We start from the raw sequence: 15444 nt of genomic DNA on the forward strand, positions 1-15444 counted from the left end.
AGATTTCGGCGGGGATGGGATTGTTGCGGTCTTGGGCAGTTAAACTGACAGCGCTCGCGCGGGAGATCGTTGCGCCCCTCGGACTTCATGCGGTTGAGCGAGCTTGCCGCCCAGATCAGGATGTCCGCATCCCAGATGGTCGCCATGCCGTAGGTTGGCACGGCCTCGACCTTGACCCAGACGTCGCCATCGGGGCTCTGGTACTCGATGGGTTTGAGGCGTTTGCGCTTCTGCAGGGAGAAGAAGGGGCGTTCCATCGTCTCCCGCTGATCCTTCAGCGGAAGGTCCCGCATCTGCGGGATGAACAGGTCGAACTGCCTTTGGTCCTTGCGAGCGGTCATCCGGCCGGGCTTGCTGACATTCATCTCAGGCTATCTCGATTCACGGACTGCGCCCCTCCCCGCTGATTTCGGCTAGCGAAGGCGGCGGCCATCCTCGTGGAAGTCCGAAAGGTCCGTGTAGCCCCGGTCCGCCAGGGCCTCGAGGACCAGGTACTTGACGGTGATTCGGCGTTTGACCGCCTCCATGCGCAGGGTGGTCCAGAGCGCTTCGGGGATGTCGAGTTTAAGGACGGCGGGCGAACCCTCGGAGGCCGAGGCTTTCGGCCGCGCGGCGCCGCGGGCGTCCCGTCGCCGTGGCGCCGCGGTCCGCGGGGTCGAGGGCGTGGCGTCGGTGGGCCTCGTCGCGGGACGGGGCGCCGGCTGGAAGGCGGGGCGTTCTGTCGTCGCGGAGACGGGCGCGGCCGCGTCCGCGGGCGCGCTGGAGGCGCGGGTGAATCCGAGGTCGGCCGTCGCGTCGGCGAGCTGGGCGGCCATGTCGGCGCTTACCCGGGCGGCAGGGCGCGGGGCGGGCCTGAAGGCCAGGGGGCTGGGCTTGTCGGTCATGCGGCGGCCTGTTCCTGTTGCGAGAGGACTTCCAGCAGTTCGGCCAAGGCGCCGTTGATCTCGCGGGCGGCCTTGGGATCCCCGCTGGTGTGGGCCGGGGTGGCCCCGGTGAAGTGGATCTGCTGGTAGGCGGCGCGCTGGATGATCTCGGTCTGCAGCACCGGGATCTGGGCCGTCTGGATTTCCTGGCGGGCGTGCATGGCGACGCGGCTTAGCAGGGGTGACATCTGGGTGAGGATAACCCGGGCGGCGATGGGCCGGCGGAGCATCTTTTCGGCCCGCTGCACCACCTCGTAGGTCCGGAAGACCTCCTGCAGGTCCATCCCCGAAACCTTGGTGGGGATGAGCACCACGTCGCTTTCGGCGATGGCGTAGGTGACCGCCTGCGACGCGGCGCCCTCGAGATCCACCAACACGATCGAGTAGGCGCTCGCCGCCTCGGCGATCGCGTCCAGAATGCTCTTTTCGGTGACATCGGGAAGGACCACGACCTTGCAGTCCTCGCCGGCGCGCTCGCGCCAAGTCATGACGTGCCCGTTCGGGTCTGCGTCGATGATGGCGACGCTGCCGCCCTGGCGGGCGAACGCGTCGGCCAGGCAGATGACAAGGGTGGTCTTCCCCACCCCGCCTTTGGTCGAACAGACGCTAATGACGGCCATGGAACACTCCTGAAGATGTTCGTTCGCCCAACGGGTCTAGCGGCCTATTGGTAAATCGGCCCTTAACCCTATTGCCCCAAGGCCCACTCGCCCCTTCGCCCGAAAACCCCATTGGACGTGCGGACGATAGCACGTTTGGGCAAATGCGCGAGAGGGCGGACGCCCTGTTGGGCAAGTGCCCATCAGGGCAAGAGCGAAAAGGGGCGAGTGCGCAAGCGCCCAAAGGCCCAGGCGGGCGAAAGCCCAAGAGGGCAAACGTACGAATGCATCAAAAGAGTAGATATCTCAATGCAGTACTGCGAAAGGGCGCCCCTGGTGGCTCGGTCGACATGCGATACCAACCTTGTCGTATGCCGCGAGCGGCGTGGGTCTCAACCTGTGGCTCGGCGCTTGCGTGGTCCTGGCGCGGTCGTTCTCCAAGGTCCGGAGCGGAGCCCGCTTCGCGCCGCAAGCCCACATCGGGCTCGTGAGGCGCTCGCAAGTTTTTGCGACGCGTCTTCGGACCACGGCCTCGCGCCGCCCGAAGGCGCCAGCGCGCTCTGGCTCACCTGGCTTGGACGGGGTCTCGCCACCTTGCGGTCTCAACGTCCGCCCCGAGCTTGGGCGGCCAAGCCTTTCACGGCTGACAAGATTGGTCACCACGCCCGCATCCCAAAAGCCGCGCTCTTCGCCCAGGGTGGGGAGGGTGGCAGGGACGGGAAGAGCGGGCCAAGGCGCGCCGCCGGCTGGCCGGTCCGTCCCGCCAAAGCCTGGGGTCCAAACGCCCAACTGGGCAAAAGTACGCTTGCCCAGTTGGTCAGACGCGCCAGGCCTGAAAGCGCCGCCGCCCCGTGACCTCGCGTACGGAGGCGCCCAGCGTCGGCATCAGGGCCCGTATCGCCTGCTGGCTGACACCCAATGTCGCGGCGGCCATCGACGCGGAGACGAGGGGGTGACCCAGTAGCAGCTCGACCAGGTCCCCGGCGCGCGAACTGCGCCGTCGTCCCGACACCCTTTGCTGCAGCACCCGGCGCACAAGACCGAGCCGCCGCAATTCCTCGCTGCCGGTCAGGGCGGCCTGCCGCACGGACTCCAGGTGATAGGCCAGGCGCGTGGCCGGCGCGCTCGCCGCCGCGCGGCTCGGGAAGGGGCCCTGGTGATAGAGCCCGCCTTCAAGACCCAGGAGATGGCTCGTCACTCGTCCACGGCCCTTCAGCCAGGCGGCCGTCAGTATGGCCCCGACATAGGGTTCCCGCTCCAACGGGGCGATGATGCGCCAGGCCTCCAGGGCGAAGGCCGCGATCAGCAGATCGGGTCCGCGCCCCTGGGCGGCATGCACAGCCCCGCACCATTCGGCGAGGCCCCGGCTAGGGTCGCCGGTTTCGCCGCCGGCAAGCCTGCCCAACCGCTCCGCCAGATCTTCCAGCAGCGGCGTCTCCGATTGTAGGCGCGGCTCCGGCGGCGGCTTGTCCTCCCGTGGCGGACCGCGCGGCGCGCGGCCCGCCAGCCACAGCCCGCCCTCTACCGAGACAATCTCGGGACCGCTCATCATCGCTTTACGCCGCGCTCGCAGCAGTCCGTCTGCGCGGCGCAGGCCTTGGTCGGGGGCGCGGACATCCATCTGGGCGTCGTGCAAGACGAGGTCCTCAAGGGCCGCGACCTCATTGGCGGCCCAGGCCCAGGCGACCGCCTCGGCGAAATCGAGCCGGGCGGTCCAGCCGGCGCGCACGGGGCTCAGACGGACTTGTTCGTCGAGGCGACTGACGGCATCTTCCGCAGCGGCGAGACGGAGAAAGAGCGTCTCGAGCGAGGAATTTTCCTCCATGTGAACGTCTTTCTGTGCCGCGCCCGACGCCTCGTTACGCATCGTAACCGCGCCCTATTATTTGTCACCCATACTGTGAGCAGGCGTCTCAACACGCCCCCGGTCGATGTTCCGTATTTTCGCGGAATTGCGCGGCCTCGAGGGTCCAGGCGATGGTCAGGCGATGGCCCGTCTTCCCCTGCTTCTCGCCTGCTGCCTTCCGACGGGGCTCGCCGCCGGCGTCGCGGTGCTGCCCCAGCCGTTCTTCCTGATCAACACCTCGCCCAGCGAACCTCCGGGCCTCTATGTGCGTTCGGCGCAGCCGCCGGCGCCGGGCCGACTCGTGGCGTTCCATCCGCCGGCCGCCGGCCGCGCCTATGCCCGGGCCTATCTGCCCGAGGTCGGGGCGGGCGGCATCCTGAAGACCCTGGTCGGGTGGCGCGGCGACCGCGCCTGCGTCGAGGGCGGGATGCTGCGTCTCAATGGCCGCCCCCTGGGCGCGATCCGGGGCCGTGACCGTGCGGGACGGTCTCTCCCGCACTGGACCGGCTGCCGGGTGCTCACGCGCGGGGAGTATCTGGCCTTCTCGAACCGGATTCCGAACAGCTTCGACAGCCGCTATTATGGTCCCGTGGCCGAGGCGGACTTGATCGGCGTCTACAGGCCGCTCTGGACGGGGCGGCCATGAGGACACCCTGGATCGTGGCTCTTGTCCTCTCAGCCCTGGGCGCCTGCGGGCAGGCCCCCGCCGCGGAGGCGTCGCTGGCCCATCTGGCCGGCGCCGTAAACGCGGGGCGCGAGGCGATCGCCCGGGTCACCTATGCCGAGGCGAGGGGGCAGGGGGACGTCGGTCTGGCGGGGGTGGTGTTCACGATCCTCAATCGCCTCGACTCGGGGGCCTGGGGCCCGAGCGTCGATGCGGTCGTCAACGCGCGGGCGCAGTTCGAGCCGGTCCTGCGGGCCGGCGGCGACTGGCGAGGACTTCCGTCCCCGACGCCGGCCGAGCGAGCGCGGATCGACACCATCCTGAACCTGGCCCTTGAAGGCCGGTTACCGGACCCGACAGCGGGCGCCCGCTACTTCCAGAACCCCGCCATCGTCGCCCGGCGCGCTCAGGCGGGGCAGGTCAGCCCACGTCTGGTGGCGTTTGGCGGGGCGACGCCCAGCGCCGTCATCGGCGATCACAGCTTCTATGTCTCCACGGCCGCCGGAGGGGCTTTTGCACGTCGGGCGGACAGCCGGGGCGCCGTCGATCCGATCCTCGTGCCACCGGACGATCTCGTCGCGCCGCCCAAGGCCACCGTCGCATCCGGGCCTTCGGCCTACACGCCTTCGGCGGGAGAACGTGGGCTCTTCGTTCAGCCCGACGGCCAGGTGACCGCCGACCAGGCCGCTACGCCGGTCCCCTAGCGGTCCCTTTCGGGCTGCCGGGCCTGGCGTCGGCGGCGGGTGCTTGGCCGTTCGAGCAGCTGTGCGACCAAGGCTTCGAAGTCCGGCAGGGCCGCGGCGCCCCGACCGGGCAGCGGGTCCAGCGGCAGGCCCAGGGCCTCGCTCAGGGCCAACCGATCCTTGGGGCGGTCGACCCGCCGGTCCAGGATCTCCACGAGCCGGGCCAGTAGAGGATCGCCGGGAACCGCGCGGGCCTCAGCCAAGAGGGTGGCGCCCAGGATGATCTTGGCCCGGGTTTCACGCTTGCGCTGTGTCCCGTCGAGCAGGGCTTCGAGCCGCTCGATCCGGGCGCGCCACACCTCAAGGCGTCGGGCTTCGTCCTCGATCTTCGCCAAGGGCAGGACGTGGGCCCGGGCGCGGGGCAGGGCCCCCGTCGCCGCGGCCAGGGCCTGGGTCGCCCGATGCTCGCGGTCGGCCAGCTGGACGGCGACGGCGTGCAGGCGCTTGGCCCGCTGCTCCTCGGTCTCCGCCTCTCGTCGGCCGCGCCTCGCGGACAGAGCCAAATTCGCCTCCGTGATCTTGACCAGGGCCTTGGATGAGAATAGCGCTGGGCGAGTCAGGCAGGCAAGGGCGCAGTTATGCATTGTTTGCACAATGCCTGCGGCGGCCGCGTTCGCGACGTTCCGGGCCTCGCGGTCCAGTGCGGACGATCCTGGCCAAGGGGCGAGCCCCTTAGCGATCCAGGGCCAGGCCCTGAAGACCGGTGACGTGGGAGGGCAGGGCGGTGGCCCAGTACAGGCTCGAGGTTCAGGCGATCAAACGCAGCGACGGGCGCTCGGCGGTGGCGGCCGCGGCCTACAGGTCGGCGAGCATGTTGCGGGATCGCCGGCTGGAGATGGTCTTCGACTACGCCGCCAAGAGGGGCGTGGCCTTTGCCGGCGTAATGGCGCCGGACCAAGCGCCTGAGGCCTACCTGGACCGGGAGACCCTGTGGAACGCAGCCGAGGCGGCGGATCGGCGGAGCGACTCCCGGACGGCCCGGGAAATCCTGATCTCCCTGCCGCATGAGCTCACCGACGCCCAACGGCATGGGCTGGTGCGCGCCTTCATCGCCGAGGCGCTGGTCGCACAGGGGATGATCGCCGACTACGCGATCCATCACCCAGACACCCACGGCGACGCGCGCAATCATCACGCCCACATCCTGGTGACCACCCGCGCCGTGACCGCGCAAGGCTTCGGGCTCAAGGTCCGGGCCTGGGACAATCCGGACGCCGTGCGCGACCTCCGCGGCGTCTGGGCGGATATTCAGAACCGGCGCCTTCGCGAACATCTCGGCCCCGATGCGCCGCAGGTCAGCCATCGCAGTCTCGCCGACCGGGGCGAGAGCCTGGAGCCCACGGTGCACCTGGGGCCCGCGGCCTCGGGCATGGAACGGCGGGGCGAGGCGTCCGATCGCGGCGAGACCAATCGTCGTATCAAGGCGCGAAACGCCGAACGGGGTCTTCGTCCGGGTGAGATCCGCGCCCTGGAAGACGGCCTCGCCAGCCGGCATGGGGAAACCGAGTATCCAATCGAGGCGGTGATCCGTGAGTTCGCGGCGATCCACGAGACCATGGTGCGGGAGCGCGCGACGTGGATCGGCGAGCGGTCGCGGGCCGCGCCCGCGGCGGCGCCGGGCGCGCGGGCGGTCCGCGCCGAGATCCTGAGCGGCGCCCTGGCCGCCAGGGCGGAGGCTGAGCGGCGTCTGGCCTGGACCGAGAAACGCATCTCCGCGGGGCGGGCTCGCCGCGCGACCTTGGCGCGGTGGATCGCCAACCCCGGGCGGATGATCTGGGCCAAGCATGCGGAACTGAACGCCCTGGCCCGGGCTCAGCAGGATTTGCGGCGGGCGGCGGCGCAGGTCAGAGTCCGGGAGGAGTGGCTCGCAAGCGACCCCGGACGGGCCTATCTGGCCGCTCGGATCAATCCGGCGCGCCAGGCGGCCGAAGAGTGGCGCCGGGCCCAAAGAACCTTGGACCGCAAGATCCGCAGGGCCGATCGCCGGATCGAGAATGTTGCGAAAACCCGGACCAAGCTTCTGGTGGCGCGGGAGCTGGGACACCGCACCATGGCCGCGCCGTCCCAGATGCGGCTGGGGGTCGAACAGGCCGTGCGTTCGGTGGACCGGCGAGTCGTCGACGCCCTGCGCGACCATCCCGCCCCCGCGCGGCAAGCGGCCCTGGCCAAGGTGGCGAAGCTGGTGCTCGGCAGGGGGCTTGGGCCTCAAATCGACCTGTAGTCGTCGCCACGCCGACGGCGTGAGATCCTTGACGATGCGACGTCGCGTCGGGGGGCCCGACGCTCGGGCGCGAGGGTTGGCGGATCCGTCGACCGTCGCTCGCGCCAGCCCGTATTTCTGCCGATTCCCTCGGGTCGACGCGAGACCTAACCTGCCGGGTGTGATGCTGGAACGTGGGCGTTGGGCGCATGGATCGCTTTCCCCCTTCCCGGGATCTGCTGGGCAAGTCCGTGTCCGCCTATCAGCATCTGCGGGATTCGGTCGTCCGCGGCCAGTTGCGGCCCGGACGGCGTCTGACGGCGACGGACCTCGCCACGGCGTTCCGCATCAGTGTCACGCCGATCCGCGAAGCCCTGGTCCGGCTCGCCGCCGAAGGCTTCATCGCCTGGGAGGCCAGTCATGGCTATTTCACCAAGCCCTTCACGCTGAAGGAGCAGCTGGACCTGCATGACGCCCTGGCGATCAACCTAAGCCCTTGCGTTCCCCTCGCGGCAGGTCGGGCGCGGGCGGCGGCGGAGCGTATCGCCGGCTTCACCGACCGCGGCGCCCCTGACGAGATCGACGCCTATGCGCGCCTCGCCGACAGCCTCAGCCTGGGCCTGGCGGTCGAGTCGGGTAACGAGATCCTGGCCTGGGCCGTGGCGATGATCCTGGATCGGACCGAACTCGTCCGTCACCTGGACTTTTTGGGCCCGCAGCGGGACGGCTTGGTGATGCAGGTGCGGGGTGTCGCCACAGCCCTGTTGTCCGACGACGTTCCCGCCGCGCTGGAGGCGCTCGCGCGCCTATTCGCGGCCCGTCGCACCCGGCTTCCGGACCTTGTCGACCGCGCCAACGCCATCGCGGCGCGCGCGACCTATCCCTAGGGCGTCGCGTCAACCGCCCACGCCCTCGGCGAGACTCTGCGCCCGCCACAGGCGCGCATAGAGCCCCTTGCGCGCCAGGAGGTCGGCATGGCGGCCCTGTTCGATCAGGCGCCCCTGGTCGAGCACCAGGATCTGGTCAGCCTGGGTGACCGCGGACAGGCGATGGGTCGCGACGAGGAGGGTGGCGCGGCCGCGAAGGCCCAGGAGGCTGCCCCAAATCGCCTGTTCCGTGGCCGGGTCAAGGGCGGATGTGGCTTCGTCGAGGATGACGAGCCGTGCGGCGCGCAGCGCCGCCCGGGCGATCGCCACCCTTTGCCGCTCGCCGCCCGACAACTTCAGGCCCCGAGCGCCCACGCGGGTCTCGAGGCCGTCGGGGTGGGCGGCCAACAGGCCCGACAGGCCCGCGAGGTCCGCCGCCTGGCGCAGCGCCGCGGGGCTGGCGTCGGTCTGGCCGAGGGCGATGTTGGCCGCGAGGCTGTCGTTCAGCAGGATGGTGTCCTGGGTGACCAGGGCGATCTGCTTGCGCAGGGCGGTCGGGCCAACCGTCTGAAGGGGCCGGTCGTCCAGACGGATCTCGCCCGTATCGGGCGCGAAGAACCCCAGGACGAGCCGGATCAGGGTGGATTTTCCGGCGCCGGAGGGCCCGACGATCGCGGTGAGGCCGCCGGCCGGGGCGTCGAAGCTGATGTCCCGAAGCAGGCTCTGACCTTCGAACCCAAAGGAGACCGCCTCGAGCCGGAGGTGGGCGGCTCCGGTCCGGTCCGCGGTCGGGAGGGTCTGCGGCGGGTCGGGCTCTGCGGCGGTCGCCAGCAGCTGATCCAGGGCGCCGAGCCAGGCCAGCCCCCGGCCCATGTCGGCGGTCGCGAAGCCGAGGGTCTCCAGGGGGCGGAGCACCTGCAGAAGATAGGCGTTGAGCAGAACCAGTCCGCCCAGGGAAAGGGCGCCCCGCCGTACGGCGTCCAGGCCCAGGGTCAAGGTCAGGCCGGTGACCAGGCCAAAGAGGCCGGCCACGACCAGGCCTGCCGCGAACCTTCGCCGATGGAAGAGCGCCCAGCCGGCCTCGGCGGCCTGCAGCGCCCCGTCGTAGCGCCGGACGAACGGCCTCTCGGCGCCGAACGCCTTGAGGCCCTCGATATTGAGCAGCCCATCGGCAAGCAGGCCCGCGGCGTCGCGCCCGTCCGCCGTGGCCCGTCGCAAGGGCGTCTCCAGCCGCGACGCCGCCAGGGCGAAGGCCAGGCCATAGAGGGCGAGGGTGGCGACCAGGAGCGCGCCGCCCCAGGCGCCGAACACCAGCCCCACCACCGCTGTCGCGACCGCCAATTGGATCAGGGCCGGCGCCACGGTGGTCAGGAGGTGGGTCAGGACCAGTCGCAGGCCCAGCATGCCATCCGACAGGCGCTGCGCGAGCCCACTGGCGCTCTGATCGAGGTGATGGCTCAGGGGCAGCCGTAACAGGTGCTGGAAGGCCATGGCCGCGAACCGGCGGATCAGCCTCTGTTCTGCAGTCCCGTAGGCGAAGGCCTGGGCTTGGTCGAACAGCCTCTGGGCCAGCTGGCCGCCGACATAGAGGGCGAGCAGGCGCGCGGCGCCGGCCTGGGAGAGCGGCGCAGGCCCGGCCAGGCCGTCGACCAGCGCCTTCAAGGCCAGGGGCGACAGGCTGGCGACGACATTGCCGGTCACCAACAGGCCGAGAACGGCCCCGCCTCCGGCCAGGGCGGCCGGATCGAGGGCCGCCGCGAGGGTCCGCCTCAGCGCGGGGTGGGGGAGGGGGCGCAAGGTTCTGGCCACAGGGCGGCGAAGACCGATTGGGCGATCTCCTCGGGCGATCGTGATCCGTCGTCCTCGACGACCACATCCGCGGCGCGGGGTTCCTCGATCGCCTGATCGGCGCCCGGAACGCCGCGCAGGCGCCCCGCCGCGGCCGCGGCGTGCAGACCCTTGGGCAGGCGTGCCAGCAACAGGGCCGGGGTCACCCGGATATAGATCTCGCGATAGGCCGCCAGGTGCTCGCGGTTCCACTGGTGGACGTCGTGGAACAGGGACACGGTCGCGCAGACCACGTCGAGGCCCTGGCTCGAGAACTCGCTGCAGAGCTGGGCGTAGACACGCGCCATGGCGCGCCGATCGCCTCGGCCATAGCCGTGGCGGGCGCCGATGATCGGCCTCAGGCGATCCCCGTGCAGCTCGACGACCGGTCGGCCGTTGGCCCGCAGCCGGTCGGCCAGCCGTCGGGCCAGGGTCGATTTTCCCGCGCCCGACAGCCCGGTGATCCAGAAGGTGGTTCCGTTCGAGCCTGTTCGTTCGACCATGTCATAGGGCTTGTCCATCGGGCCTCCCGTTGGCGCGGGCGGCGTCAAACCCGCGGACCTCGGGCGTCATCAGGGCGCCCGGATCGGCAGAGGCCCTACCTCTATATTCTATAGCGCGGCCGACGCGCTGAGACGGGTCAGGTCCCGGCCGTCGGGTCGGCCGCTGGGGTCTCGATGGCCACGGACGCCTGGGCCATCGCCACCAAGGGCGCCTGGAGGTGGGGTGGCAGGCGGACGAAGGCGTTCATCAGATCGACGCCGCCGGGACTGGCCAGGAACACGCCCAGCACGCCGCGGGAGCGCTCGGACGCGGCGCGGACCGTGTCCGGCAGCGGGAGGCCTTCCAGGAGATCCTCGACCGCGCAATGGAGCGCGCCGGCCACCTCGAAGGCGAAGGCCACACTGATCCGGTTGGCGCCGGTCTCGTATTTCTGCAGCTGCTGGTGGCTGATCGCCAGGTGCGCGGCGAGGCCTTCCATGCTGAGCCGCGCCGCCTTGCGGCGGAGCCGAATCTGTCCCCCGACGTGGATATCCACGTACTGGGGACTTTCTCCCCTTGGCTTGCGCGCCATGTCGATGGTTCCCATGCCCAGCCGCGCGCGCCGGCGACGAAGCCGGGCGGTCGATACGTGCGAAGCACCGGGGTGAGCACGCCCCGCGTATTCCCGCCCGGAGCCAAGGCATGCTCCCGAAGCGGTCTTATATTTCGCGGGCCGCCCGACAGCGTCGGGATAATCCAGCGCTTCAAACACGCATTGCGCGGGGATCAATCGGTTATCGAGCCGCTTGACCCATCCCGACTATTGCAAAGCGGGAATCGCTTGTACAGCGGCCTCGCGGGTCAAATTCAGGTTCTCGAAGCCAAGAAATCTTTTGCGCATGGTTGAGATGTTCGCGTTATAAGAAATTGTCATCAAAATCCTCATAAGAGTTGAAGAACGGGTTTCTCCAAGGGCGGTTCATTTCTTTAATGTAGGTGGAAATACAGGACAATAATCGCCTTATGAGAAGTTTTTCTTATAATCCTGTTTGACCATCGCGGAGCTTCTACAATTCCCTGCCCAGGTTGCGTCACCTGGACCAAACCATGTCTGCCCCCCAGAGCGTCGAGGCCACTGGACTTGCGCCCGCCGATCTGAGCGCGCGGTTCCGGCGATCCCTGATGAACTATTTCCTGCGTCGGGTGGGTGATCGCGGCGAGGCGGAGGACCTGACCCAGCAGACCTTCCTGCGCCTGCTCGGCGGCGAGGATCGCGGCGAGATCCGTAACGCCCAGGCCTTCGTCTTCCGGGTCGCCTCCAATCTTCTGCTCGACCGTCGCCGCGACGCGGGGCGCCGCCCCGCCGAGCGCGCGGTCAGCCTCGACGACGACACCCGGCCGGGCCGGCCGACCCTGGTCGAGGACTGCACGCCCGAGCGGGTCCTGCTCGGCCGCGAAGCCCTGGCCGAGGTGCTCGCGAGCTTGGATGAACTGGGCGAGCGGACCCGGGACATCTTCGTGCTGTTTCGGTTGGAGAACATGCCCCAGCAGGAGATCGCCGCCCTTTATGGCGTCTCCCGCAGCGCGGTGGAGAAGCACGTCATGAAGGCGAGCCTCCATCTGGCGCGCCGCCACGGGCCGCGCTGAACCATGGGGCGGGACGAACATCGGCCCCGTGAATCCCGCACGCATCTGCGGGCCGCCGCAGCCTGGGCGATCCGGTTGACCCAGGCCGGCGTCGTGACCACGCCGGAGTTCGACCGGTGGCTTGCGAGCGACCCGCGGCATGCCGAGGCGTGGGCGCGGGTTCACGCGCCGCAGGCCATCCTCCAGGCCGGCGCCGAGACCCCGCAGATGTTCGCGCTGCGCCGCGCCGCCCGGGATCGCGCGGCGCGCGCGCGCGCGGCGAGGATGCTGCGCGCCCGTCATCCGCGGCCCTGGAAGGTCGCCGCGGCCCTGGCCGTGGTCCTGGGCCTGGTGACCGCCGCCCACGCCTGGCGGCCGCCTGATCACTACCGCACCGCCGCCACAGAGCGCCGAGTGATCCGGCTTGCGGACGGCACACGCATCACCCTGGACGGCGGCACGGAGCTACGTGTGTGGCTGCGTCCCCGCGAGCGGCGCCTGGACCTTGTCCACGGCCAAGCCCGCTTCGAGGTGACCCACGACGCCGCACGCCCGTTCCGGGTTCATGCGGGTGATCAGACCGTGGAGGACCTGGGCACCCGGTTCGATGTGGATGTGCTGGGCCGGCAGGTCACCGTCACCCTGATCGAAGGCGAGGTCCGTGTGCTGGCGGACGGCCGCAAGACGGCGCTTCGGCCGGGGCAGCGGCTCATCGTCGTGACGGGGCAGCGCGTGGCGGCGCGTGTCGAACCGGTCTCGCTGGACCGGGCGGCGGCCTGGCGCAGCGGCAAGCTGGTGTTCGAGAACGCGCCCCTGGCCGAGGTCGCGGCCCGGGTCTCGCGCTACAGCGACCACGCCGTCCTGGTCGCCGACCCGGCCGCGGCCAGCCTGCGGATCAGCGGAGTGTTCAACGCAGGCGACGTGGCCACCTTCCTTGAGGCCGTCAGCCAGTACCTGCCGGTCGAGACCGAGACGGACGCGACCGGCCGCAGCACCATCCGGAGTCGGACGGAATAAACGCCGTAGTTGTTCTGAGGATATCGCGAGGTCCGGCGTCTTCCCTCTCCAATGGCCGAGCTGGCCGAAGGAGGGGAGACCAGAGACCATGCGACGCAAGCCGCCGCCGCTTTTCCGCACAACCGCCCTGATCGGCGTCCTCGCCCTGGGCCTTCTCGGCGGTCCCGCCTGGGCGAGCGAACCCACCCGCCGCTTCGACATTCCCGCCGAGTCCCTGTCAAAGGCTCTGCGGGATTATGGCCGCGCGGCGGACCGGCAGCTGATCTTCACCGAGGACCTGGTGGCGCGTCGGGTCGCGCCCCCGGTCCAGGGGGTGCTCGGGGTCGACGAGGCGCTGAGGCGCCTGCTGGAGGGGGCCGGCCTGACCTGGCGGGTCACCGCGTCCGGGGCGGTGATGATCGTCGCCGCGGAGGCCGCCGGCCCCCAGGACGAGGCGGCGGCCGCATCCCCAGAGCCGGTCGCCCTCACGGAGCTGGTGGTCACCGGCTCCCACATCCGCGGCGGTGACGCAGTCAGTCCGGTGATCGAGGTGGGCCGGGTGGCCATCGATCGTGGGGGCTATCTGGACCTCGGCCAGGCGCTGCGCAGCCTGCCGGTCAATTTCGGGGGTGGCGTTAACCCAGAGACCTTCACCGGCTTCGTGCCCCTGGACGGCGCGCCCCGAAATCGGGCCCGCGCCACCAGCGCCAACCTGCACGGGCTCGGCTCCGGCGCGACGCTCACCCTGCTCAATGGCATGCGCCTGCCGGTGGTGGGCGACGGCGACGCCGTCGACCTGTCGCTCATCCCGGTCTCGGCCGTCGAACGCATCGACGTGCTGGCGGACGGATCCTCCGCCATCTATGGCGCCGACGCCGTGGCAGGGGTCGTCAATGTGATCACCCGGCGATCCTTCGACGGCGTCGAGGGCCGTCTGCGTTATGGCGGGGCCGCGGATGGCCTGGACACGGTCACCGGCAGCATGCTGGGCGGCGGACGTCTAGGTCGCATCTCGGCGGTTGTGGGCATGGAGCAGTTCCAGCAGGGCGATCTGCAGGCCCGGGCCCGCGACCGCAGCCGCAATGTCGCGCAACCGTGGACCCTGAGCGGCGATCAGGCGCGGAGCTCCTATTTCGGCTCCGCCGACATGGAAATCCGCGAGGGGCTCAACCTCTTCGGGACGGCGCTCTATATGCAACGCGCCTCGAAGGGCGACCTCAGCGCCGACGCCACCACGGTCTATCTCAGCGACTCGAAGGTCGCCCAGTACGCCCTGTCCGCCGGCGTGACGGCCGCGCTGGGACCCAACTGGACCCTGGACGCCACGGCTGGCCTGAACGCCAACCTCACCAAGACCTACGCCGGAACGCTCAGCAAGGCCACCGGCGCCGCCGGCGTCCCCGCGATCGGACTCAACCGGGTGAACCGTGAGTCCTCGGTCGAGGCCCGGCTTTCGGGCCCGGCCTTCCGACTCCCCGCCGGCGCCGTCCAGACGGCGTTCGGCCTCGCCTATCGCGACGAGGACGCCCACACGCGGGGTCCGGTGCGTGAGCCGGTCAGCCGCCATGTCACCTCCGTCTTCGCCGAGGTGGAGGCGCCTCTGCTGGGAGCGTTGGCCCGGGTCCCGGGGGTGGAAGACCTGCGGCTGACCCTGGCGGGCCGTCGGGACGACTACAGCGATTTCGGGGCCGTCTCGGTGCCCAAGATCGGCCTGCGATGGCGGCCCACGGCCAGCCTCGACCTTACGGCGGCCTATTCCAAGTCGTTTCGGGCGCCGTCGATGTACGACCTGGTCAGTTCCTACTCGGCCCTGGGCCGAACCGTCACTGACACGGGGGGCGCTTCGCGAATCCTCTACCTCATCGGCGCGGGCCGCCCGGTGGGCCCCGAGCGGTCCGAGAACTACAATCTGAGCGCCACCTGGCGGCCGGCGGCGGTCCCGGATTTCCACGCGACGCTCAGCTATTACGACGTGCGCTATGTCGATCGCCTCGCCTCGCCCGACCCCACGGTCGCCTATGCCTTCGACATCCGCAACGCGCCGGTTCAGCTTATCCAGCGCAATCCCAACCTCGCGGAGGTCACGGCGCTGATCGCCGGCGCCGTGAGCTCGCGCGTGCCCTTCCCCGCCTCGGACGTGGTGGCGATCGTCGACACCCGCACGACCAATATCGGATCCACGTCGATGGCCGGGGTCGATTTCACCGGCGCGTATCGTGTCCGGCTCGCTCAGGGGGATATCGAGCTCAGCTGGAGCCTGAATCACCTCATCCGGTTCCAAGAACAGCTCGCGCCGGGCCAGCCGGTGGTGGAGCGCGCCGACACCATCTATTCGCCGGCTTCGCTTCGAAGCCGGGTCGGGGCCGCCTGGAGCTCGTCCCATTGGGATGCCTCCCTGTTCTGGAACTATGTCGACCGCTATGTAGACAATCGGATCGCGACGGCGCCGGTCAAGGTCGGGGCTTGGAACACCTTTGACGCAAGCCTGGCCTATACCGTCTCGCCGCAACCGGACGGGCGTGACACGCGGCTGATCCTATCGGTGACGAATCTGCTGGACGCGCCGCCGCCGCGAACGGCGCAGGACGCCTTCGGCTACCAGTGGGACGCCGCCAACGCCTCGATCATCGGCCGTTTTGCGAGCCTTGAGCTCGTGAGGCGCTGGTAGGCG

Annotated in this window: 15 protein-coding genes; 7 read left to right on the forward strand and 8 right to left on the reverse strand. The window is 70.0% G+C overall.

What is annotated here, in order from left to right:
• The 4 genes from ACODSL_RS17000 to ACODSL_RS17015 all read right to left on the reverse strand — a co-directional run.
• Positions 1 to 341, reverse strand: a 341-nt coding sequence (locus tag ACODSL_RS17000; protein ID WP_488902053.1) for a replication initiator protein A, incomplete at its 3' end; no start/stop codon positions are given.
• A 72-nt stretch (positions 342 to 413) separates the two neighbouring features.
• Complete coding sequence (locus tag ACODSL_RS17005) at positions 414 to 884, reverse strand: hypothetical protein (protein ID WP_488901913.1); 471 nt, start codon at positions 882 to 884, stop codon at positions 414 to 416.
• Complete coding sequence (locus ACODSL_RS17010; protein ID WP_488901914.1) at positions 881 to 1543, reverse strand: nucleotide-binding protein; 663 nt, start codon at positions 1541 to 1543, stop codon at positions 881 to 883. Before ACODSL_RS17010 ends, ACODSL_RS17005 begins: the two co-directional genes overlap by 4 nt.
• A gap of 796 nt (positions 1544 to 2339) precedes the next feature.
• A complete protein-coding gene (locus ACODSL_RS17015) occupies positions 2340 to 3347 on the reverse strand; it encodes a DUF1612 domain-containing protein (RefSeq protein WP_488901915.1) in 1008 nt (335 codons plus the stop codon).
• A 163-nt stretch (positions 3348 to 3510) separates the two neighbouring features.
• Between ACODSL_RS17015 and ACODSL_RS17020 the strand changes: the two genes are divergently transcribed.
• Together ACODSL_RS17020 and ACODSL_RS17025 are read left to right on the forward strand one after the other, a co-directional pair.
• Positions 3511 to 4014 carry a S26 family signal peptidase gene (locus ACODSL_RS17020; protein ID WP_488901916.1) on the forward strand — a complete coding sequence of 168 codons (504 nt, stop codon included), beginning with the start codon at positions 3511 to 3513 and terminating at the stop codon, positions 4012 to 4014.
• Positions 4015 to 4028: 14 nt separating this feature from the next.
• On the forward strand, positions 4029 to 4736 hold the full coding sequence (locus ACODSL_RS17025) for a cell wall hydrolase (RefSeq protein WP_488901917.1): 708 nt from the start codon (positions 4029 to 4031) through the stop codon (positions 4734 to 4736).
• Here ACODSL_RS17025 and ACODSL_RS17030 read toward each other — a convergent pair.
• Positions 4733 to 5278 (reverse strand): hypothetical protein, encoded by a 546-nt coding sequence (locus tag ACODSL_RS17030; RefSeq protein WP_488901918.1) that lies wholly within the window; start codon positions 5276 to 5278, stop codon positions 4733 to 4735. The genes ACODSL_RS17025 and ACODSL_RS17030 overlap by 4 nt on opposite strands.
• Before the next feature lie 221 nt (positions 5279 to 5499).
• Between ACODSL_RS17030 and mobQ the strand changes: the two genes are divergently transcribed.
• A complete protein-coding gene (gene mobQ / locus ACODSL_RS17035; protein WP_488901919.1) occupies positions 5500 to 6996 on the forward strand; it encodes a MobQ family relaxase in 1497 nt (498 codons plus the stop codon).
• Between the two features lie 188 nt (positions 6997 to 7184).
• Positions 7185 to 7862: a GntR family transcriptional regulator gene (locus ACODSL_RS17040; RefSeq protein ID WP_488901920.1), complete on the forward strand. Its 678-nt coding sequence runs from the start codon at positions 7185 to 7187 to the stop codon at positions 7860 to 7862.
• A 9-nt stretch (positions 7863 to 7871) separates the two neighbouring features.
• On the opposite strand, the gene ACODSL_RS17045 is transcribed toward ACODSL_RS17040, so the two are convergent.
• The 3 genes from ACODSL_RS17045 to ACODSL_RS17055 form a co-directional block, all read right to left on the reverse strand.
• Positions 7872 to 9638 (reverse strand): ATP-binding cassette domain-containing protein, encoded by a 1767-nt coding sequence (locus tag ACODSL_RS17045; protein ID WP_488901921.1) that lies wholly within the window; start codon positions 9636 to 9638, stop codon positions 7872 to 7874.
• Positions 9611 to 10189, reverse strand: a complete 579-nt coding sequence (locus tag ACODSL_RS17050) for an adenylyl-sulfate kinase (RefSeq protein WP_488901922.1) — start codon at positions 10187 to 10189, stop codon at positions 9611 to 9613. Before ACODSL_RS17050 ends, ACODSL_RS17045 begins: the two co-directional genes overlap by 28 nt.
• A 119-nt stretch (positions 10190 to 10308) precedes the next feature.
• Positions 10309 to 10743 carry a helix-turn-helix domain-containing protein gene (locus ACODSL_RS17055; protein ID WP_488901923.1) on the reverse strand — a complete coding sequence of 145 codons (435 nt, stop codon included), beginning with the start codon at positions 10741 to 10743 and terminating at the stop codon, positions 10309 to 10311.
• Positions 10744 to 11258: 515 nt separating this feature from the next.
• Between ACODSL_RS17055 and ACODSL_RS17060 the strand changes: the two genes are divergently transcribed.
• The 3 genes from ACODSL_RS17060 to ACODSL_RS17070 all read left to right on the forward strand — a co-directional run bounded on the left by ACODSL_RS17060 (position 11259) and on the right by ACODSL_RS17070 (position 15441).
• Entirely contained in the window at positions 11259 to 11798 is a 540-nt protein-coding gene (locus ACODSL_RS17060) for an RNA polymerase sigma factor (RefSeq protein WP_488901924.1), read from the forward strand.
• Positions 11799 to 11801: 3 nt separating this feature from the next.
• Entirely contained in the window at positions 11802 to 12794 is a 993-nt protein-coding gene (locus ACODSL_RS17065) for a FecR family protein (RefSeq protein WP_488901925.1), read from the forward strand.
• An 88-nt stretch (positions 12795 to 12882) separates the two neighbouring features.
• Positions 12883 to 15441, forward strand: a complete 2559-nt coding sequence (locus ACODSL_RS17070) for a TonB-dependent receptor domain-containing protein (RefSeq protein WP_488901926.1) — start codon at positions 12883 to 12885, stop codon at positions 15439 to 15441.
• The last annotated feature ends 3 nt before the right edge of the window (positions 15442 to 15444 follow it).

The organism is Caulobacter sp. FG121, assembly GCF_057809815.1.